The sequence below is a fragment of the Burkholderia sp. BCC1993 genome, from assembly GCF_905339865.1.
Classification (GTDB): Bacteria; Pseudomonadota; Gammaproteobacteria; order Burkholderiales; family Burkholderiaceae; genus Burkholderia.
Genome location: NZ_CAJPGZ010000015.1, coordinates 154122 through 173043 on the forward strand (window position 1 = coordinate 154122; position 18922 = coordinate 173043).

Annotated in this window: 22 protein-coding genes; 11 read left to right on the forward strand and 11 right to left on the reverse strand. The window is 67.2% G+C overall.

Features of this window, described 5'->3' with window-relative positions; translation table 11 throughout:
• Positions 1 to 5 precede the first annotated feature (5 nt).
• The 3 genes from U4Y91_RS25140 to U4Y91_RS25150 form a co-directional block, all read right to left on the reverse strand.
• Entirely contained in the window at positions 6 to 950 is a 945-nt protein-coding gene (locus tag U4Y91_RS25140; protein ID WP_321807350.1) for an IclR family transcriptional regulator, read from the reverse strand.
• A 381-nt stretch (positions 951 to 1331) separates the two neighbouring features.
• Positions 1332 to 1538 (reverse strand): hypothetical protein, encoded by a 207-nt coding sequence (locus U4Y91_RS25145; RefSeq protein ID WP_014898921.1) that lies wholly within the window; start codon positions 1536 to 1538, stop codon positions 1332 to 1334.
• Positions 1539 to 1865: 327 nt separating this feature from the next.
• Positions 1866 to 2471, reverse strand: a complete 606-nt coding sequence (locus U4Y91_RS25150; RefSeq protein WP_321807351.1) for an alpha-ketoglutarate-dependent dioxygenase AlkB — start codon at positions 2469 to 2471, stop codon at positions 1866 to 1868.
• 253 nt (positions 2472 to 2724) lie between these two features.
• Between U4Y91_RS25150 and U4Y91_RS25155 the strand changes: the two genes are divergently transcribed.
• Entirely contained in the window at positions 2725 to 3309 is a 585-nt protein-coding gene (locus tag U4Y91_RS25155; protein ID WP_257769600.1) for a malonic semialdehyde reductase, read from the forward strand.
• A gap of 9 nt (positions 3310 to 3318) precedes the next feature.
• Here U4Y91_RS25155 and U4Y91_RS25160 read toward each other — a convergent pair whose 3' ends face one another.
• Positions 3319 to 4467, reverse strand: coding sequence for a metallophosphoesterase (locus U4Y91_RS25160; protein WP_321807352.1), 1149 nt, complete (start codon positions 4465 to 4467; stop codon positions 3319 to 3321).
• 786 nt (positions 4468 to 5253) lie between these two features.
• Here U4Y91_RS25160 and U4Y91_RS25165 point away from each other — a divergent pair.
• The 5 genes from U4Y91_RS25165 (at position 5254) to U4Y91_RS25185 (ending at position 11273) form a co-directional block, all read left to right on the forward strand.
• On the forward strand, positions 5254 to 5547 hold the full coding sequence (locus U4Y91_RS25165) for a hypothetical protein (RefSeq protein ID WP_321807353.1): 294 nt from the start codon (positions 5254 to 5256) through the stop codon (positions 5545 to 5547).
• The gene (gene mdtN, locus U4Y91_RS25170; protein WP_321807354.1) at positions 5544 to 6593 is read left to right on the forward strand and encodes a multidrug transporter subunit MdtN; all 1050 of its coding nucleotides are present in this window, start codon (positions 5544 to 5546) and stop codon (positions 6591 to 6593) included. The genes U4Y91_RS25165 and mdtN overlap by 4 nt, the downstream gene beginning before the upstream one ends.
• Positions 6574 to 8700, forward strand: coding sequence for an FUSC family protein (locus U4Y91_RS25175; RefSeq protein WP_321807355.1), 2127 nt, complete (start codon positions 6574 to 6576; stop codon positions 8698 to 8700). Before mdtN ends, U4Y91_RS25175 begins: the two co-directional genes overlap by 20 nt.
• Positions 8687 to 10246, forward strand: coding sequence for a TolC family protein (locus U4Y91_RS25180; RefSeq protein WP_321807356.1), 1560 nt, complete (start codon positions 8687 to 8689; stop codon positions 10244 to 10246). The genes U4Y91_RS25175 and U4Y91_RS25180 overlap by 14 nt, the downstream gene beginning before the upstream one ends.
• Positions 10247 to 10565: 319 nt before the next feature.
• Positions 10566 to 11273: an MgtC/SapB family protein gene (locus U4Y91_RS25185; protein ID WP_044843160.1), complete on the forward strand. Its 708-nt coding sequence runs from the start codon at positions 10566 to 10568 to the stop codon at positions 11271 to 11273.
• 49 nt (positions 11274 to 11322) lie between these two features.
• Here U4Y91_RS25185 and U4Y91_RS25190 read toward each other — a convergent pair whose 3' ends face one another.
• A complete protein-coding gene (locus U4Y91_RS25190) occupies positions 11323 to 12042 on the reverse strand; it encodes an autoinducer binding domain-containing protein (RefSeq protein WP_321807357.1) in 720 nt (239 codons plus the stop codon).
• Between the two features lie 73 nt (positions 12043 to 12115).
• On the opposite strand from U4Y91_RS25190, the gene U4Y91_RS25195 reads away from it, so the two are divergent.
• From U4Y91_RS25195 to U4Y91_RS25210, 4 genes are all read left to right on the forward strand, one after another.
• Positions 12116 to 12559: a DUF4902 domain-containing protein gene (locus U4Y91_RS25195; RefSeq protein ID WP_321807358.1), complete on the forward strand. Its 444-nt coding sequence runs from the start codon at positions 12116 to 12118 to the stop codon at positions 12557 to 12559.
• A 209-nt stretch (positions 12560 to 12768) separates the two neighbouring features.
• Entirely contained in the window at positions 12769 to 13380 is a 612-nt protein-coding gene (locus tag U4Y91_RS25200; RefSeq protein ID WP_321807359.1) for an acyl-homoserine-lactone synthase, read from the forward strand.
• Between the two features lie 52 nt (positions 13381 to 13432).
• Positions 13433 to 14194 (forward strand): hypothetical protein, encoded by a 762-nt coding sequence (locus U4Y91_RS25205; RefSeq protein WP_321807360.1) that lies wholly within the window; start codon positions 13433 to 13435, stop codon positions 14192 to 14194.
• A 354-nt stretch (positions 14195 to 14548) separates the two neighbouring features.
• Complete coding sequence (locus U4Y91_RS25210) at positions 14549 to 14935, forward strand: VOC family protein (RefSeq protein WP_321807361.1); 387 nt, start codon at positions 14549 to 14551, stop codon at positions 14933 to 14935.
• Between the two features lie 22 nt (positions 14936 to 14957).
• On the opposite strand, the gene U4Y91_RS25215 is transcribed toward U4Y91_RS25210, so the two are convergent.
• From U4Y91_RS25215 to U4Y91_RS25235, 6 genes are all read right to left on the reverse strand, one after another.
• Positions 14958 to 15527 (reverse strand): GNAT family N-acetyltransferase, encoded by a 570-nt coding sequence (locus U4Y91_RS25215; protein ID WP_321807362.1) that lies wholly within the window; start codon positions 15525 to 15527, stop codon positions 14958 to 14960.
• 884 nt (positions 15528 to 16411) lie between these two features.
• A complete protein-coding gene (locus U4Y91_RS36790) occupies positions 16412 to 16678 on the reverse strand; it encodes a DUF6283 family protein (RefSeq protein ID WP_415750491.1) in 267 nt (88 codons plus the stop codon).
• A 568-nt stretch (positions 16679 to 17246) separates the two neighbouring features.
• Entirely contained in the window at positions 17247 to 17510 is a 264-nt protein-coding gene (locus U4Y91_RS25220) for a hypothetical protein (RefSeq protein WP_321807363.1), read from the reverse strand.
• 10 nt (positions 17511 to 17520) lie between these two features.
• Complete coding sequence (locus U4Y91_RS25225; protein WP_321807364.1) at positions 17521 to 17655, reverse strand: hypothetical protein; 135 nt, start codon at positions 17653 to 17655, stop codon at positions 17521 to 17523.
• An 81-nt stretch (positions 17656 to 17736) separates the two neighbouring features.
• Entirely contained in the window at positions 17737 to 18135 is a 399-nt protein-coding gene (locus U4Y91_RS25230; RefSeq protein ID WP_321807365.1) for a type II toxin-antitoxin system VapC family toxin, read from the reverse strand.
• On the reverse strand, positions 18132 to 18377 hold the full coding sequence (locus U4Y91_RS25235; protein WP_124489703.1) for an AbrB/MazE/SpoVT family DNA-binding domain-containing protein: 246 nt from the start codon (positions 18375 to 18377) through the stop codon (positions 18132 to 18134). The genes U4Y91_RS25230 and U4Y91_RS25235 overlap by 4 nt, the downstream gene beginning before the upstream one ends.
• A gap of 136 nt (positions 18378 to 18513) precedes the next feature.
• Between U4Y91_RS25235 and tnpA the strand changes: the two genes are divergently transcribed.
• On the forward strand, positions 18514 to 18915 hold the full coding sequence (gene tnpA, locus U4Y91_RS25240; protein WP_321807412.1) for an IS66-like element accessory protein TnpA: 402 nt from the start codon (positions 18514 to 18516) through the stop codon (positions 18913 to 18915).
• Positions 18916 to 18922: the final 7 nt, after the last annotated feature.

Sequence of the window (18922 nt, forward strand, 5' to 3'; positions counted from 1 at the left end):
ACGGATCAGAACATCGCGACCCGATGGCGCGCGTGCGCGAACGTCGGGTCGCTTTCGAGCGGCCGGTAGTTCAGCCGCTGCGACAGGTCGACCGCCGCGCCGCACACCGCTTCGACGAGCCGCTCCTTCTCGCCGGTCTCGCCGATTTCCGAGCGCGGCACCGTCGCGGTGATCGCCGCGACGATCGCACCCGAATGGTCGCGCACGGGTGCCGTCACGGCCGAGATGCCGCTCTCGAACGCGGCTTCGCTGACCGCGTAGCCGAGCCGCGCGTAATGGCGCACACGCTCGTACAACTCATCCACCGTGCCCGGCGTGCGCTCGGTGAACTGTTCGAGCCGCTTCTCCGGATACAGCTGGCGCAGCGCGTCGCGCGTGAGGTCGCCCATCAGCACATGGCCGTGCACGGTCGCGTGCGCGGGCAGCCGCGTGCCGACGTGTACCTTCACCGAGCCGAACATCGACGTGTTGCTCTGCGCCTTCGCGACGAACACGACATCGCGCTGGTCGCGGATCAGCAGGTGCGTCGACAGGCCGGTCGCATCGCGCAACCGTTCGAGCACGGGCGCGCCGAGATCGGTCAGTTCCAGCGAATTCAGGTATTCGAAGCCGAGCCGCAGCACGCCGACGCCGAGCCGGAAATAACGGTCGCCGTTCACGCGCTCGAGAAAGCCGAGCGCTTCGAGCGTCTGCAGCAGGCGGAAGGTGGTTGTGCGCGGAATGCCGATGCGCTTTGACAACTCGGGCGCGCCGAGCACCGGCTCGCGCGCGGAGAATTCGGCGAGGATCCGCAGCCCGCGCTCGAGGCCCGGCACCAGATACGACGACGCGCCGCCCGACGATTCGTCATCGCCCGCGGCCGGCTTCGACGCGTCGCGGTCGACGTCGTCGCCGGCTGTCGCGCGCGGCGCGCTTGCCGGCTTCGCCGGCGGTTTCGATGCGCCGCTCATCGTTGGATTGATCCTGTGCACATGGACGGAATGGAAGCGTTCACGAATGACCCGCAATGCTTGATTATGGATTTTCGACCGGACCGGATCAACACGATCCGGCACAGGCGGCCGATGGCCCGGTGCGCCCGATCGGGTAGCCGGACTGTCATATAGCCTGATGCGATCGAAAGGATAACAGCGATAGACAGGACTGCCCACCGGAACGTCGTCGTGGGCAAGGCGGGCCGCCGGCCCTGCTCATCCGCGATCGGGATGCATCACGCGCGGTGCCGGCCGGCACAATCACGGCTGATGTGCGCCAGGAAAACGAAGGGGGGAAGAAGCGCGAGGGAACAAACGACCGCACCGATCCGCGAACGGGATGGGCGCGACGCGACGTCAGGCCGTCACGGCGTCGTCATATTCGGCACGGGCGAGCTGGCCAGCGGCGTACGCGTCGGCTTCGCCGCGAAAGCCGTCCGTGCTGAATGCGACGACTTTCACACCGACACCCGACGCCCGCTTCACCGTCAGCGCCCATTGCCATCCGCCGTCTTGTTCGAAGACGTGCAGCGAGGGTTCGAGGGATGAGTCCAGTACGGTCACGGGTTAGGCTCCTGCCCTGCGCGTCGCATTGCGAAGCGTCGGGCATGTCGAAAAGATGCGCCGGTTCGCGGCGCGTTTCGACAGTCTAGTCAAGGAATGTTGCGACGCACCATCAGGGCTTACACCTGCCTATCAGAACCAGGCGGTCGATCAAAATGCCTGAATCCCTTATGGCGCGGGCCTCGCGAGCCTGTTCCCACAGCCCGGGACACCTGCGTGCGGCAACGTGCCGCATCGACGATCGCTTGTCCGGTGCGGTTGAAAAACAGGGCGCGACCAGCACGACCGAGCCGGAGAACCGCGCCGGCCGATCGGCATGGCAAACGGCTACCGGCCCGCCCCCGCGGCCATCACCCGCCGGAACGTCAGGTTGACGCGCTCGCCCTGCACGGCCGGCGCCTTCGGCACGCGATGCTGCCATTCGGCCTGCGTGCGGCCGCGCATCACGAGCAGGCTGCCGTGCGTCAGCCGGTACGCGTGCACGACGCCGGTCGCACGATGACGCAGGTCGAACACGCGGATCGCGCCGAGGCTCACCGACGCGATCACCGGCGCGTCGCCGAGCTCCGGCTCGTTGTCCGCATGCCAGCCGAGGCTGTCCTGCCCGTTGCGATACCGATTGAGCAGCACGCTGTTGAATCGCGCGCCGCAGGTCGCCTCGACCGCGCGCTTCAGGTCGAGCACGGCCGGCGTCCACGGCTCGGGTACGTTGCGGATCCCCGAGTACACGTAGACGGCGTCGGGCTCGCCCTGCCACGCGGTGAGCCGCGGCAACGGAATGCGACCGCGCGGCGTGCGGATCGTGTCCTGCCGCCACGCGACCTCGTCGATCAGCGCGGCCAGCACGCGATCGGCGTCGGCCAGCGCGAGCCAGTCCGGGTACCAGTCCACGTCGGGCACGGGCGAATCGGCGAAAAGATCGGGCGTCGACATGTCGGAGTCAGGCAGCAAATGAACGATGCAGGCGAACCATGCCTGCATGGTAGCCAACGGCGACGCGCGCCGCCATGCGCTGTCATTCCGGCGCGTGACACACCCGCGCGCTTGCATCGCCGGTCGCGAAGCCGATGCGTTTTCGCGCGCCACGCTATCATCGCGCCGTGTCGCGGCGCGCCCTTATCCAGGGCGCGGCCATCTTCCGCCATGCCGACCGGCGCGACCCGGCCGATTTCTTCCCGGACCCACCATGACGCTCTCCGATTCCGCCCTCGACCAGCTGTTCCTCACCGCGCGCACGCACAACGCATGGCAGGACAAACCCGTCGACGACGCGCTGCTGCACCGGCTGATCGACCTGACGAAATTCGGCCCGACGTCGGCGAACGCGAGCCCCGCGCGCTTCGTGTTCGTCAAGTCGCCCGAAGCGAAGGCGCGCCTGAAACCCGCGCTGTCCGAAGGCAATCGCGCGAAGACGATGGCTGCGCCCGTCACCGTGATCGTCGGTATGGACTTCGCGTTCCACGAGCACCTGCCGCGCCTGTTCCCGCACGCCGACGCGCGCAGCTGGTTCGCCGGCAACGACGCGCTGATCGAAGCCACCGCATTCCGCAACTCGTCGCTGCAGGGCGCGTACCTGATCCTCGCCGCACGCGCGCTCGGCCTCGACGCGGGCCCGATGTCGGGCTTCGACGCCGCGAAGGTCGATGCCGAGTTCTTCGCGGGCACCGCGATCCGGACCAACTTCCTCGTGAATCTCGGCTACGGCGACCCGGCGGGCCTGTTCCCGCGCAGCCCGCGCTTCGATTTCGACGATATCGCGCGCATCGTCTGATGCCGCGCGCTAGCGGCCGCGGGTCAACCGGATCAGCGTGATCTCGGACGGCACGCCGAAGCGGTTCGGCGGCCCCCAGTAGCCGGTGCCGCGGCTGGTATAGAGCCACATCGCGCCGAACCGGTTCAGCCCACCGATCACGGGCTGCTGCAGACGCACGAACGGCGGCCACGGCAGGAACTGGCCGCCGTGCGTATGGCCGGACAGCTGCACGGTGAAGCCGGCGCGGCTCGCCGCTTCCGCACTGCGCGGCTGGTGCGCGAGCAGGATCTTCGTGGCAACGTCGCGCGGCGCGCCGGCCAGCGCCTGCTCGGGATCGCTGCGATGCGCGGGATCGAACCCGCCCGCCGTGAAATCGGTGACGCCCGCGAGCACCGCGCGCGCACCGTCGTGCTCGATCAGCACGTGCTCGTTGAGCAGCACCGTCAACCCGATCCGCCGGAACTCGTCGATCCATGCATGCGCGCCGGCGTAGTACTCGTGGTTGCCCGTCACGAGGAAGCTGCCGTGCCGCGACTGCATGCGGCCGAGCGGCGCCGTGTGTTCGCGCAGCCGCTTGACCGAGCCGTCGACCACGTCGCCCGTCACGACGACGAGATCGGCCTCGAGCGCATTGACCGCGCGCACGATCCGCTCGATATACGGGCGCTTGATCGTCGGCCCGACGTGAATGTCCGACAGTTGCACGATCGTCAGCCCGTCGAGCGCGGCCGGCAGCCCGTCGACCGGAATCGACACGCGCTTGACCGCCGCCGTGCGGCGCGCGCCGACGAATCCGAGCGCGCTGACCAGCACCGCGCCCGCCAGCACGCCGAGCGCCGTGTCGGATGCCGCGCCACTCCAGGCGCCGTCGTGCCCCAGATGCCGCCAGACGACGACGCCGAGCAGCACCAGCTCGCGCAGGAATGTCAGCACCAGCAGCGACGAGAAGAAACCCATCACGATCGAACCCAGCCAGCCGACCAGCGTCGCGACCCAGCCTTCGTCGAAGCGACGCGAGAACATGCCGACCGGGATCAGCACGACGAAGCTCGCCAGCACGAGCGCCGCGATCGTGCGCGCGAGCGGCGACGTGAAGGCGTCGGGAATGATCCGCAGCCCGACATACAAATGAAACACCACGCCGATTGCGATGAACCGGACAAAAAAACTTCGCATGGAATACTCGTCCTCGTTGCGATACCGCTTCCGCGCCGCGCGTCGGACGGGACCGTGACGCAGGTCTCGTCATGCCCCGCGCCACGCGCCGCGCCCTTCGCAAGATGGTACACAGATACCGGCCGGCACGACCGGTCACGGGCGCGGCGGGTGCGGCGGGTGCGCCGGACGTCCGGGGCGTGCTGACAGGACATCGGCGTGCCGGTCGATCGGTCGCACCGCACCGCACGACGCATCGCATCGCAACGACGATGACGACGACATGACGCAGAACCTCGATCGTCGACCTGCAATCGGCGTGCCGGTCGATCGGTCGCGCCGCACCGCACCGCACCGCACCGCACGACGCATCGCATCGCAACGACGATGACGACGACGTGACGCAGAACCTCGATCGTCGACCTGCATCGCGAACGGGCGCAGCCAACCCGGCCCGCCCGGTCATGTCCACACGCGGATTCGCTCGCGTTCACGCGACAATCCAGTCTTCACGCGGCGATTCCCGCACGTCAGCAAACAAACGTGCCAGCCCGGTTTCGTCTGACGATCCTTTACAGTCCGTTAGCAACCCTTCAAGAGCATGAGCCGGCAGAATCGCGGGCCGGTCGCGACCGCCCCACGACACCCACCCGGCGACCTGCCGCATGCCAGCGATGCACGCCGCATCGCTGGCGGTCTACATCGCGCTGATTTATTATCGGCTCCGTATCGCGGAATCGTCGTCGCGGCGACGACCCGCCTTGCGCCGCGCCCGGCATCCACCCCCAACGTCGAGCTCGTCACACCATGAGAAAAACAACGCCGCGCGCGCCCCTGCGCGTCGCCGCCGTCCTGGCGCCCGCCCTGCCGCTCGCGGGCTGCACGTCGCGCGGCGCACCGTCGTACGTCCTGTTCGGCGCGTATTTCCCGCTCTGGCTCGTCAGCGCGATCGTCGGCATCGTCGGCGCGATCGTCGCGCACCGCGTGTTCGTCGCGACCGGCTGGGCCGCCACGGTGCCCTACCAGCTCGCCGTCTGCACCGCGATCGGGCTCGTGATCGCCGTGATCGTGTGGCTCGCCGGCACGGGGCCGTTCGCATGAAGGCCGCCGGCACCGCCCGCCCGTCCACGAAAGGCCGCGTGATCGCGCTGGCGATCGTCGCGCTCGGCATCGCGGCGCTCGCGTACGCGTACCACCGCACGACGGCCTACCCGTCCACCGACGACGCGTCGATCGACGCGGACGTCGTGCACGTCGCATCGCCCGTCGGCGGCCGCATCGTGCAGCTTGCCGTGCACGAGAACCAGCGCGTCGCGAAAGGCGACCTGCTGTATCAGATCGATCCGGTGCCGTACCGGCTGACGGTCGCGCAGGCGCAGGCCGATCTCGAACTCGCGCGCGCGTCGCTCGACACGCGCCGCCGGTCGCTGATCGGCGAGCGCTCGAACGCGGCCGTCGCCGCCGAGCAGGTCAAGCGCGCGACGCAGAATCACGATCTCGCGACGCGCGACGTGAACCGGCTCGCGCCGCTCGCGGCGCAGGGCTACGTCAGCGCGCAGCAGTTCGACCAGGCGAAGGTCCGGCAGCGCGATGCGGCCGTGTCGCTCGCGCAGGCGCAGGAACAGCAGCGATCGTCCGCGCAGACGATCGGCGACGACGCCGATGCGATCGCCACGCTCCACGCACGCGAAGCCGCACTCGCCCGCGCGCAGCACGCGCTCGACGACACGGTGGTGCGCGCGCCGCACGACGGGCTCGTGACGGGCCTGACCGTGCTCGCCGGCGAAACCCTCGCGCCGAACCAGTCGATCTTCACGCTGATCGATGCGAGCGAATGGTTCGCAGTCGGCAATTTCCGCGAAACGTCGTTGAACCGCATCGCGGTCGGCGACTGCGCGACCGTCTATTCGATGATCGACCGCGGCCGGCCGCTGACGGGCAAGGTCGTCGGCATCGGCGCCGGCATCGCGGACAGCGACCGCATCAACCTGCCGCGCGCGCTGCCGATCGTGCAGCGCTCGGTGAACTGGGTGCACGTCGCGCAGCGCTTCCCGGTGCGTGTGAAGCTCGACGAACCCGACGGCAAGCTCGTGCGCGTCGGCGCGAGCGCGATCGTCGAGGTCCGGCATGGCTCGGCCTGCCGCTGAGGTCCGCTCGCCCGGCCCGCGCGAAGTCCTGCGACTGCTCGTGCCGTTTCCGGGGCGCGCCGCGATGGCCGCGCGGGTCGCGCTGATCTGCGCGCTCGTCGTGCTCGTGACGAGCGGCTACGGCACGCCGGAAGCCGCGATCTCCGCGTACGTCGTGTTCTTCCTGAACCGCGCCGACCGCGTGACGAGCGTCGTGCTCGCGGTCGCGATGCTGCTGCTCATCACGCTCGTGATCGCGCTCGTGATCGGCGTCGCGATCTTCAGCATCGACTATTCGGTGCTGCGCGTCGCGTGCATGGCCGTGCTGTCGGTCGGGCTGCTGTACCTCACGTCGGCGAGCAAGCTGCGCCCGGTCGGCGCGATCCTCGCGATGATCGTCGGCTTCGGGCTCGACCAGCTCGGCCTCGCGCCGGTCGGCGAAGCCGCGACGCGCGCGCTGCTCTACGCATGGCTGATGGTCGCGATTCCGGTCGGCGTCGCGATCGTCGTCAACCTGCTGATCGCGCCGTCGCCGCGCAAGCTCGCGCTCGCGCAGCTCGCGAAAAGGTTGCGGCTCGCCGCGCAGCGGCTGCGCGGCGACGAGGACGCGCGCGCGGCCTTCGACGCGAGCCTGCGCGAAGGCGACAAGCAGCTGCTCACGTGGCTCAAGCTGTCGACGCTCGAAGGGTCGACGCCCGCCGCCGACGCGCCCGCGGTACGGCAAGCCATCGCGTCGAGCACCGCGCTGCTCGTCGCGGTCTCGCTCGCCGACCGCGAGCCGGACGCGCGGCTGCCCGCCGCGTTCGCGGAACCGGTTGCGGCGACACTCGACGAGATGGCCGGCATCCTCGAGCAAGGCGGCTATCCGGTCGACGTGACGCTGGCGCTGCCGCCGGCCGATACGCTGCCGCCGCTCGCGCGCGTCGTCGCAGCCGATCTGCACACGGCCATCACACAGTTTGCCGAGCCGGCCACACCTGCTGAATCGACTGCAGCGACTGCACCGGCCGCATCGGCCGCGCCTGCTGCCGCTGCCGCATCTGCCGCACCGACGGCGACTCCGCCCGATGCATCGGCTGCGACCGCCAACGCACCCGCGGCGCCGCGCGGCGGCTTCTTCCTGCCGGACGCCCGCACCAACCCCGACCACATCCGCTACGCGCTGAAGACGACCGTCGCAGCGATGTTCTGCTACCTGCTGTACTCGCAGCTCGACTGGTCGGGCATCCATACCTGCTTCATCACCTGCTACATGGTGTCGCTCGGCTCGACGGCCGAAACGGTCGAGAAGCTCACGCTGCGGATCGCCGGCTGCATCGTCGGCGCGCTGATCGGGACCGCGGCGCTCGTGTTCGTCGTGCCGGCGCTGTCGTCGATCGGCGAGCTGATGGCGCTCGTGTTCGTCGGCGCGTGGCTGTCCGCGTGGGTCGCGTTCGGTTCGCCGCGCATTGCGTACGCGGGCTTCCAGGTCGCGTTCGCGTTCTTCCTGTGCGTGATCCAGGGCGCGGGCCCCGGCTTCGACCTGACGCTCGCGCGCGATCGCACGATCGGCATCCTGCTCGGCAACGTCGTCGTGTATCTCGTGTTCACGCGCATCTGGCCCGTCAGCATCGGCAAGCAGATCGACGTCGCGTTCGCGGCGCTGCTCGATCAATGGCGCCGTATCGCGCAGGTCGTGCAGCCGGCCGAACGCCGCACGCTCGCCGCCGAAGCGTTCGCGCGCCACGGCGCGATCGCGCAGGAGCTCAACCTGATCCATTACGAACCATCGTGGGTGCGGCCGGCCGCCACGTGGCTCGCCACCCGGCGACGCGCGCTCGCGGAACTCGGCGCGCTCGAAGGCCCGCTGTTCCTGCTCGCCGAGCGCACGCCGGGCGATGCGGCGATCGGCGCGCACCTCGCGCGCGTGGTCGAACTGCGCGACGACGCCCCGACTGCCGACGCCGCTTCGGCGCCGCCGTCGTCGACGGCAGGCGCGGCAGCCGTGCCCGCCCCGCCGCCGGCCGCAACCTCCGCCGACCCTGCACGCGACGCGCTGCTGAACCTGATCGACACGCGGCTCGCGCACATCGCCGACGCCGCGCGTCCAGACACCCCGAAGGAGCCTGCCCCTCATGCGCGTCCCTGAACCGCCGGCCGCATCGATCGCCGCCGCCGCGCTCGCGACCGCCATCGCGCTGACCGGTTGCGCCACGTCGTCGGTCGATCTCGCGCCGGAGGCCCCCGACCGCCCGTGGCAGCCGCAAACGTCGGCCGCCGGCGACATCGTGCCGGCGCCGCCGCTTGCATCGGCGCAACGTGCGCCGCACGACTACACGCTGCCGGCCTCGCCCGCGCTCGCATCGGTGTCGCCGCCGGCCGCGCTCGATGCCGCGCATCCGTACACGCTGCCCGAGCTGATCGATCTCGCCGAATCGACGAACCCGCTGACCCGCATCGCGTGGAACGACGCGCGCAATGCGGCGCTCGCGGTCGGCATCGCGAAGGCCGCGTACCTGCCGAACCTGTCCGCGACCGCGATGGGCGCGTACCAGACGAGCCACGGCTCGACGTCGACGATCCTCGGCGACGCGTCGAGCAACACGACCGTGCACGGCACGATCTCGGCGCTGTCGCTGCAATGGCTGCTGTTCGATTTCGGCGGCCGCGCAGCGCGCGTCGAGGCGGCCGAGCAGGTGTCGGTCGCGTCGAACGTCGCGTTCACGGCCGTGCACCAGCAGGTGATCCACGACGTGACCGTCGCGTATTACCGTTACGAAGCCGCCCGCTCGCGCGCGGTCAGCGCGCAGCAGGGCCTGGCGAACGCGGACGCGATCCTCGCGGCGTCGCGCGCACGGCTCAGGCAAGGCGTCGGCACCGTCGTCGAACTCGCGCAGGCGACGCAGAATCGCGCGCAGGCGAACCTCGCGCGCGTGCAGGCGGACGGCGCGGAAAGCGACGGCTACCTCGCGCTGGTTTCCGCGCTCGGCATCTCGCCGCTGTCGAAACCGTCGATCGCCGCGCAGCCCAAGCGAGCGCTGCCGCCCGCGCTCGCGTCGTCGGTCGACGCGATCGTGTCGGACGCGATCGCGCGCCGCCCGGACCTGCAGGGCGCCTATGCGCTCGAGCAGGCCAACCGCGCGAAGATCAAGGCCGCTCAAGCCGCGTTCATGCCGAAGATCTTCCTGTCGGCGTCGACGTCCTACGCCAGCGGCGGCACGGCGATCACCGCGCTGCCCGCGATCGGCGACCAGGCCCCGACCGTGAACCTGAACGGCAGCCGCTACGGCGGCGGCGTGTTCCTCGGCGTGACGATTCCGCTGTACGACGGCGGCCTGCGCTCGGCGGTGCTGATGCAGGCGCGCAACGATGCGCAAAGCGCATCCGCGCGCCTCACGCGGACCAAGGAGGAAGCCGTCCGCCAGGTCGTCGCCGCGCAGAACGCGGTGCAGACGAGCCTCGCGTCGCACGACGCGGCGAAGGCGCTCGTCGATGCCGCGCAGACGAGCTACGACGCGGCGCTGGCCGCGTACCGCAACGGCGTCGGCTCGGTCACCGATGCGACGATCGCGCAAAGCCAGCTGCTCGCAGCCCGCAACGCGGAGGTCGACAGCTACGCCGGCGCGCTGTCGGCCGCCGCCGCGCTCGCGCTCGCGACGGGGACGATCGGCGCGTCGCAGTCACCGTCGCAGTGACGCACCGGCCGCTCGCGGCCGGCCGCCAGACGGGTTGACGCCTGCGCGGGCGGCCCACTAGAATGCCGCCCATTCTTCCTTCAGGAACCATCGTGGACAGTAGCAGCACTCCGTTGCGTGCGCCGCTTGCCGCCTGAACGCCTGTCCGCCGCAGTTCTCCTGCCGCGGCTCGCGTTCCGCGAGCCCGCACGCCACCCGTTTCACATTGAATGACGCATCCGCGCGGTACAGTACCGCGCGATGACGGCCATCGTGCCGCGTTCGGCTTCGCGCCGCCGCGACGCGGGTCGGCATGCGCACTTGGCACGGCAGGACCACCATGACTCTCGATTTCGCACTCCGTCTTTTCACTGCGTTCGCCTGCGGCGTCGCGATCGGCCTCGAACGCCAGATGCGGCAACGCACGGCGGGGCTGCGCACGATCACGCTCGTCGCGAGCGGCGCCTGCCTGTTCGTCACGCTCGGCGTGCTGACCGGCAACGGCGTGGCCGGCGTCACGCAGATCGCCGCTTACGTCGTGTCGGGCGTCGGCTTTCTCGGCGGCGGCGTGATCATGCGCGACAAGGGTTCGATCCAGGGCATCAACACAGCCGCGACGCTGTGGTGCTCGGCCGCCGTCGGCGTGCTGGCCGGCTCCGGCCACTACGTGCCGGCCCTGGCCGGCACGGGTGTCGTGCTGCTCACCAACACGGTGCTGCGCGGCGTCAGCCAGGCGATCAACGCGACCCCCGTGTCGAATGCCGACCTCGTGCGCGAATACCAGATCACCGTGATCTGCCTCGCCGCCGACGAAGTGCACATCCGCACGCTGCTGTCGAATGCGATGTATGCGAAACCGCTGTCGTTCCAGAGCCTGACGAGCGAGGACGTGCCCGAGCAGCCGGACCGATTGAAGGTGACCGCGACGCTGAAGCTGCATCCGAAGGATCAGCAGAAGCTCGAGCAGATCGCGAGCCGGATGAGCATGGAGAAGAGCATTTCCAGCGTGAGCTGGACCGCGAAGGAAGCGGAGCCGATGATGGAGTGAGCGCAAACGGCGGCCGGCTCGGCACGTCCGCTCCGCCGCCGGTGCCGCGTCAGGGCGTATCGATGAGCCCGGCCGAGATCGCCTTGACCACCGCCTGGACCTTGTTGGTCGCGGCGAGCTTCTCGAGGATGTTGTTCACGTGGAAGTTGACCGTGCGCTCCGAGATGCTGAGGATCTGGCCGATCTCGCACGCGGTCTTCCCTTCGGCCGTCCAGCACAGCACCTCGCGCTCGCGCGCGGTCAGCGTGACGCTCGCCTCAGGCGACAGCTTCGGCACCATGAAGCGGCTCATCAGCGAATGCGACAGGTTCGCGAGCCAGTTGGTCTGCAGCGTCAGCATGTTGATCTCGGCCGGCGTGAGCCGGTCCGCATGACGCGCGATGCTCAACAGCCCGAACGCGCCGCGCGCCGCCCAGCTCGACTGCGCGACGCCCACCGACAGCCCGTGGTCGCGCGCGTCCTGCCACAGCGGACACGGATCGATCCGGTCGACGTCCGGCCAGACGATCATGTTGGTGCTGAGCGCGCCGTCACGAACCGTCGAGTCGATCTCGATGTAGTTCTGCGCCTGGTAGTGGGCCATCCAGCCGTCCGGATAGGTATCGAAGATCGCGACGGCCGGCTTCGATACGGGCAACGGCACGCGAATGCCGTAACAGCAATATTCGAAGCCGAGGCGTTTAGAATAAGCGGCGATCCGCTGGAAGAGCTGCTGCTCGTCTTCCGCGGCGCTGAATTGTTGGTAGGCATCCTGCCAGCGCAGTTCCATTCATTCTCCGACAACGTTACGCTGTCATACCTGTCAGGTGCCAGCGCCGGTTCGGGGCTGATACATTCCGCGCATGACTTCACCTTTGTTGCACCCGGTCCGCGGCTCGTCTCCGGACGGCTACGTGCGCCTGTCCGAAAGCGCGCTGGCCGCGCTCGCGCTCGACCATGTCGCGAGCGGCCTCGATGCATCGCTGCTCGCGGAGCTGCGCGACAGCGCCGTCGACGCGCGCCTGGCCGGCTACACCGAATGGCACCGCCCGGCCAGTGCCGGCCTCGCGTACCTGACGGTCGGCTGGGACTGGTATCTCGAACGCGCGACGGGCACGTTCGTGATCGCGGGCGGCGACGTCCGCAGCAACATCATGGCCGTCGACGCCACCGGCGCCGACCTCGGCATGTTCCGCACCGCCGCCGTGCTCGCCGCGCGGCTCGCACACACCGACTGGCCGGCCGCGGTTGCGTCGGCATTGCTCGGCCGCAACGACGTCTATCATGCCGGTCCCGTGCTCCAGTGACAACCGGCCGCGCTTTCGTCTGACATTTCCGCAGGACTGGCGCTCTTTATAAGCAAAAGCCGCCGGTATTTCAATCCCGCCGATCAAGAAACCGTTACCACCGGTCGAATGGTGTCGGCGCGCCCCCACCCTGTAAGAGTTACCAGTTACCGCCTCCTCGGGACGCGCGATGTAATGCGGGCATACCAAAGTACCGATCCGAGGACACCATGCGGACCTTCGTTCACGATGAAGGGCGGTTACCACACGAACTTGCAGCGGATCTCGGGCGCTATCGGCGCCGTGTGTTCGTCGAACAGCTCGGTTGGGCGCTCCCGTCGGCGAACGAATGTTTCGAGCGCGACCAGTTCGATCGCGACGATACCGTCTACGTGTTCGCGAGAAATGCCGGCGGCGAAGTGTGCGGATGTGCGCGCCTGTTGCCGACCACCCGCCCGTATCTGCTGAAGTCGCTGTTCGCCGACCTGATCGCCGAAGACGTCGCACTGCCGCAATCGGCTGCCGTCTGGGAGCTGTCGCGGTTCGCGGCGACCGGCGACGACGAAGGCGGTCCGGGCAATGCCGAGTGGGCCGTCCGCCCGATGCTCGCCGCGGTCGTCGAATGCGCGGCGCAACTGGGCGCGCGGCAGTTGATCGGCGTGACGTTCGCGAGCATGGAGCGGCTGTTCCGCCGGATCGGCGTGCACGCGCACCGGGCAGGTCCCCCGAAACAGGTGGACGGTCGTCTGGTTGTCGCGTGCTGGATCGACATCGATCCGCAAACGTTTGCCGCACTAGGAATCGAGCCGGGACGGGCTGCCCGGCAAGCCATCGCCGCCTGAGCCGGAACGCGCGTAGTCCGGCCAGGCGGCATCGTAACGAAGGAGAACCACCGTGGACCAGTCTCAGGTCTTTCGCGCGATGATGCCCGGGTTGACGGGTGCCGGCGGCGCCCGCATCGCAGTCGCCTACCCGTCGTTTCCGCGGCCGCTGCCGCTCGTGCGGCTCGATCGCCGCGGGCTCGTGTTCCGGGCCGCCGGCGCCACGCCGCTCGTGTGCGGGCTGCCGCGCACGGCGACGCTGCTGGTAGCGGACGAGCCGCTCTGCTCGCTGCGCCTCGTGATCCGCGACGTCGCCGCGGTCGGCGACGGCCGGCGCGACCTGACGATGCAGCCGTCCGGTGCCGCCGGCGACGAACTGCTGTGGCACGCACTGCGCGACCGCAAACCGTACCGGCAGACCGGGCAGCCGCTTGCGCCCGTCGATGCGGCCATCGCGCCGAACGGCGAGCCGCAGGCCGCCGGCGGCGGCGCGCAGCGTCCGTCGCGTAGTGCGGCGTTCCGTCTGCGCTGCCATAGCGACGCGCTGTTCTTTGCCGACTGGCTCGAATATCACTTCGACGAGCTGCGCGCGCTGTCGCAGCGACACGGGCCGCAACTGCAGCTCAATCAGCTGCAACGGCAAGTCGCCGACGACGAGGTGGGCGTGCGCTTCGTCTACGACATCGACGGACACGCGACGCGGCATGCGCTGACCGACTGCGCGCGCGAGGCCTGCGCGTGGATCGAGACGGAAATGCGCAACAAGTACGCGGTGCCGCTTGCGCAGGAACGGTTCGGCACGTTTGCCGCGCATGCGCGGGCGGGCGGGATGTAAGAGCGGCGGCGGATACGCGGATACGCACCGACGGTGCGTCGGCGGTTCGGCAGGACACGGTGGAACGCCCGCGACTGCTGGATGACGTGCAGCACCACCCTGGTCAGGAAAGCCCGCGGCGCTGCGTTGCACAATTACAACTAGGGCTTGCCATCCCTCGGGTTTTCCCTTAAAGTTACATCCGTCTCCTCCATGTCTCCAAACATGGATTCAGCCCGCTCCAGTAGCGGGCTTTTTCTTGCCTGCGATAATTTATCGAGGACATATCAAGGCCCCCTGCGAGCCACCGCAGCGCGCCCGGGCCTGCCCGTCGGCTTATCATCGCCGAATCGCTCACCCATAGCCGACATCGTCATGCATGCCCACCTGCGCATCGCCCGCCCCGTCGCCGACCTCGCCAGAACCGAGCACATGTACTGCGACGCATTCGAGCTAGCAGTGCTCGCGCGCTTCGACGATCACGACGGCTTCTCCGGCGTGATGCTCGGACGCGAAGGACTCGACTACCACTTTGAATTCACGCACTGTCCGGCGCATCCGGTCGCCCCGTCGCCGACACCCGAAGACCTGATCGTCTTCTATCTTCCCGACCGCCCGGCATGGGAAGCCGCGTGCGCACGCGCAGTCGCGCACGGCTTCATGCGGGTGACATCGTTCAATCCATATTGGGATGCGTCCGGACAGACGTTCGAGGACGCCGACGGCTACCGGATCGTGCTGCAGAACGCGAGGTGGCGTTAATGGGCAAGCGTGCCAGGGCGCGTTAAGCGCTGACGTAGTCATCCGGACGAACGGATGTTGCGTGCGCGACAAACACCACATGCGGTCGCAGCGCATGCCCCGGCGGCAACGCAGGATGATCGAAATCGCGCATCGGTTGCCGCGCCATCCCGAGTTGCCGTGCAACACGCTGCGATCGCTGGTTGGCAGCAGCCGTCCACGCAAAGATCTCGCCGAGCCCCACCCGGCCGAACCCATCGACCAATACCGCAGCGGCCGCTTCCGCGACATGGCCATGCCCCCACGATGCGCGGGCCTGGCGCCATATGATCTCGACACACGGCGCCATCGGATGCTCGTCACGAACTTCACGCGACAACCCGCAGAGCCCGATCAGCGCGCCATCCGCACGACGCTCGATCGCCCACACACCGAAACCGTGCGCGTCGAAATGCGCTTCGAAGCGTGCGATGGCGGCCTCCGCCTCATCGAAGGACATCGGGCCACGCGCCAGCCACGCGGTCACATCGGGATCGGCGTGCATCGCAGCCAGCGCACCGGCATCGCCCGGTCGCCAGCGACGCAACGTCAAACGTTCGGTCTCGATCTTCAATGGCGGATCAACCGTGATCGGAATGTGCAGAAGGCATGGGGTGCGTCAGGCCGCACGCACACGGTTCTCGTAACGCAGGAGCGAGCTCGAAGGCGAAGCGGTGGGACGAAGCAATCGCGCTCGTCACCTGCGCCGGCAACGAGCGGCGACGGTCACGAGAACCAGCGACGGGAATTGAATACAGCGGGACGCATCGTCCCGCCCGGCGTTCACAGAATGAGCGCGACGCCCGATCAGGCGTCCACGCGTCGAACGCGATTACTCGTTCTCTTCGAAGTAGTGAAGAAGCCTTTCCTGACAATCCTCCGTCGCCAAACCTACGCTGAAACCTACGCCAGATCACATAGGAACTCTTCGGAAAATTGACGTTGCTTTTCGGCAACAGAAGGAGCGAAGGTGCAGGCAGGTTACCCCTGCCTGAACGGTCATGATTCATTTAACTTCAAATCGCGCCCGCGCTACGAGCCAATGCCCGAAAGACTTTCCGTTCCGCCCCCCTTAAAACGAAACTCGCGTCAGCTCGCCCGGACACTAAATAGACACTAAAAAGCGGGAGCAACGAAGCCGCACCTAGATGTCGACAGGTTCCCATGCAGAATCCGGCACGCTCGCCACCTCAATGCCATCCCCAACCACACTGCCTGCCGCCGGCCCCACTAACCGGCAACGGCACCCTCAACATGGACCCGCTGACGAGGAGTGAGGCGATCCCGCGAGGCAGCCATGCTGAGTATCGGCTGACCTCGGATCACCCGGCTTTGTCTGCCGCCCCATCTCCTTTGGCCTCGTCTTCGAAATTCGACGTCTCCCGCAGCTTGTCCAGCACTTCCCGATAGCTATCATGCAGTTCCGGCCAGTCCACACCAGGCTCCAGTGCCGCTGGGTCAAGCCGACCAGAAGTCAACTGCAAGACGCACGGCGGGATGGCGGTGTCCGACTTTAGCCAACCATCCGGTACATGCGAACTCCTCCCCTTGCCGGGATTGATGACACGCAAACATACTGGCTCCAAAATCCGGACCCATGCCCCGGTGATCAGGGCATGTATCAGCCAGCTTTTCGGCTAGGTCGAGATCGAAGTTTGGAATATCTGCCGCCCCCGCGGCACGACGCCACGGACACGATGCACAAGGTTTGCCTGGTGTTTTCATAATTCAAATCTTGCTCTTTCCCCCAGCGGGCACTGACTCCGGAAATCCAACCTCTTGCACCCAGAAATGCCGGCGGGGCCATACCGCGACACCGTTACGCTCTCGGACCACACGGAAGACAGCGTGAGCGAGTCTATGTACACGACCATAAGCGCACATCTGCATCGGCAGTAGGCTTGCCTCACTCGACACACGGCCCCTTCGAAGCCGCGTCTTGCCACGCGGCTTCCACGGCCCAATCCCCAGCGCAGGCATGGCCAAGTATTGTTCCAGTGGCTTCGTCATAAACGATCGCACCATCGACGACGTACGCCGACGCCGCGCGTGGGCACTTCACCCGAACCAATTCGCGAGCCTGCGCTTCCGCCTCGTGGCCCGGTCGGCTACGGTCGTTCGACATGTCTTTTCCTAGTTTCGCGCACGCGAAAATCACCGTCCGCCCTCCTATCGCACCGTGCCGTTCTTGCAGTGTCCACACCACATGCCTTTGCTCGCATTGCACAATGCAGGGCAGCCGCAATACGGGCAACGGATGGAGATTGCTCCTAGATACATCGCATTTCCTCGCTCAAAACCGGATCGTGTCAACCGGTACGTCAATCCCGTGGTGCATCAGGACTGCTTCACGGAAGGCACGCCATTCCTCCGCGCCAGCCGCCTCGTGTGTGCAATGCAGGCACTGGTCCGCGCCGGCCAACTTCTCGGTTACGGTCCGATGTACGTCTACGCCAAAACGCTTGCTGAATCGCCCGACACATGATCCATCGTGCCCCGTCACCCAGACGGTATCGCCGGCCGTCGAGACGTCGATGCTGTAAAGCTGTTCCATCATTTCCGTTTCCTTAGGCCAGTTCGTACTTGTCGGGCAGTTCGAGTTTTCGCATCTCTTTGCGACGTCGCTCTTGTCGCGACTCCTCGGTCGGAATGATGTCGCGCTTTGCTGCCAGCGTCGCGTCGTAGCGTTCGATTTCCGCCACGAGCGTCAGGAGTTCTTGAAGTTCCGATTGGCTCTTGTGAACATATCATTTCCTTTTTCAGTGGATCGGCCGGCGCCACGATTACTTGATCAACTGCATCCCTGCGACCTTGGCGGCCGTCACGTCGAAAGTAGCTGTGTACTCGCACTCCGCTACATGCCCAGAACGCTCGATCAGGCAGTCAGCGAAATCCGCTTTTGCGGATGTCGCGAAAACGCGAAGTGCCTTTCGTACCATGTCAGCATTTTCGATAATCAGTTCTTTAGTGCCGATCATCGAGTCGATGATGTCCTTCATCTGCTCTCGTTCGACGCTGTAGCAGCGCCCGAGTACCCACACGACCTCGACCAATGCGACCTGCGAAACGTACCCCGGCCTCTCGGCCGACAGGGACTCCATCAGTAGCGTCGCCTTCTTCGACTGAACCTCGTCGTCTTGGGCGAAGTAGCGGACAAGCACGTTTGTATCCAGTCCGATCATCGCGCTGACGCCCCCTGCTCGGCGATGGCCCGATTCATGTCGTCAATCGACACCGGTTTCGCAGGCTTCTTCACAACGCCCTTGAGCGCCACGAGCGAGCGCGTTGCCGGATAGACCTCATACCGGCCTGTCGCCTCGTTGAAGCTGAATTCGATCCGGTCACCGGCCTCCAAGCCAAGTTGATTTCTCACGTCTACCGGGATTGTGACCTGACCCTTTGAAGTGATAGTTGCCGTAGTCATAACGATACCCCCTTATTCCTTACTTTATGGTAAGGTGAATCGAAAAGCAAGGGGAACCACGGACGCATCGCACCGCCACGAGAACATCGAGTTCCAACGACGCAATCCCGAGCAAATTGTCCGGACTATCCGCCGAATACATCCCACTCGATCGTCAATCCGTCTGTCGGTCTCCTATGGAGACGGGGTTCACCCGATCGAATTTCGACGGCATCTCGCCAGGCTGGCCAGTGAGCCGGGGGTATCGGTGGCGCGCCTGGCGATGGAGCATGGGGTGAATCCGAACCTGGTGTTCAAATGGCGTCGAGCGTTGCATGCCAACGAATACGATCCGGTGGATTTGCTGCCCGTAACGGTGGAAGCACCGGCGCAAGAGATGGAGCCGCCGACCCCGGCCTCAGTTGTCAGTGCCGGTCCAGCGGGCGCCATCGAGACCAGCGTAGGCAACACCCGCGTGCGCATCGAAGGCTCGCCCCATGAAGCTACGCTGTTGCTGGTGCTCCGCATGTTGTGCGGCGCGTCGGGACCGACAGCATGATCGGGCT

Coding starts and splice junctions, on each gene's coding strand:
- U4Y91_RS25175 (WP_321807355.1), top strand. CDS start 6,574: ATGGCTCGGCCTGCCGCTGAGGTCCGCTCGCCCGGCCCGCGCGAAGTC.
- U4Y91_RS25200 (WP_321807359.1), top strand. CDS start 12,769: ATGCGGACCTTCGTTCACGATGAAGGGCGGTTACCACACGAACTTGCA.
- U4Y91_RS25165 (WP_321807353.1), top strand. CDS start 5,254: ATGAGAAAAACAACGCCGCGCGCGCCCCTGCGCGTCGCCGCCGTCCTG.
- U4Y91_RS25160 (WP_321807352.1), bottom strand. CDS start 4,467: ATGCGAAGTTTTTTTGTCCGGTTCATCGCAATCGGCGTGGTGTTTCAT.
- U4Y91_RS25155 (WP_257769600.1), top strand. CDS start 2,725: ATGACGCTCTCCGATTCCGCCCTCGACCAGCTGTTCCTCACCGCGCGC.
- U4Y91_RS25185 (WP_044843160.1), top strand. CDS start 10,566: ATGACTCTCGATTTCGCACTCCGTCTTTTCACTGCGTTCGCCTGCGGC.
- U4Y91_RS25150 (WP_321807351.1), bottom strand. CDS start 2,471: ATGTCGACGCCCGATCTTTTCGCCGATTCGCCCGTGCCCGACGTGGAC.
- U4Y91_RS25190 (WP_321807357.1), bottom strand. CDS start 12,042: ATGGAACTGCGCTGGCAGGATGCCTACCAACAATTCAGCGCCGCGGAA.
- U4Y91_RS36790 (WP_415750491.1), bottom strand. CDS start 16,678: ATGAAAACACCAGGCAAACCTTGTGCATCGTGTCCGTGGCGTCGTGCC.
- U4Y91_RS25220 (WP_321807363.1), bottom strand. CDS start 17,510: ATGATGGAACAGCTTTACAGCATCGACGTCTCGACGGCCGGCGATACC.
- U4Y91_RS25230 (WP_321807365.1), bottom strand. CDS start 18,135: ATGATCGGACTGGATACAAACGTGCTTGTCCGCTACTTCGCCCAAGAC.
- U4Y91_RS25235 (WP_124489703.1), bottom strand. CDS start 18,377: ATGACTACGGCAACTATCACTTCAAAGGGTCAGGTCACAATCCCGGTA.
- U4Y91_RS25180 (WP_321807356.1), top strand. CDS start 8,687: ATGCGCGTCCCTGAACCGCCGGCCGCATCGATCGCCGCCGCCGCGCTC.
- U4Y91_RS25210 (WP_321807361.1), top strand. CDS start 14,549: ATGCATGCCCACCTGCGCATCGCCCGCCCCGTCGCCGACCTCGCCAGA.
- mdtN (WP_321807354.1), top strand. CDS start 5,544: ATGAAGGCCGCCGGCACCGCCCGCCCGTCCACGAAAGGCCGCGTGATC.
- U4Y91_RS25195 (WP_321807358.1), top strand. CDS start 12,116: ATGACTTCACCTTTGTTGCACCCGGTCCGCGGCTCGTCTCCGGACGGC.
- U4Y91_RS25140 (WP_321807350.1), bottom strand. CDS start 950: ATGAGCGGCGCATCGAAACCGCCGGCGAAGCCGGCAAGCGCGCCGCGC.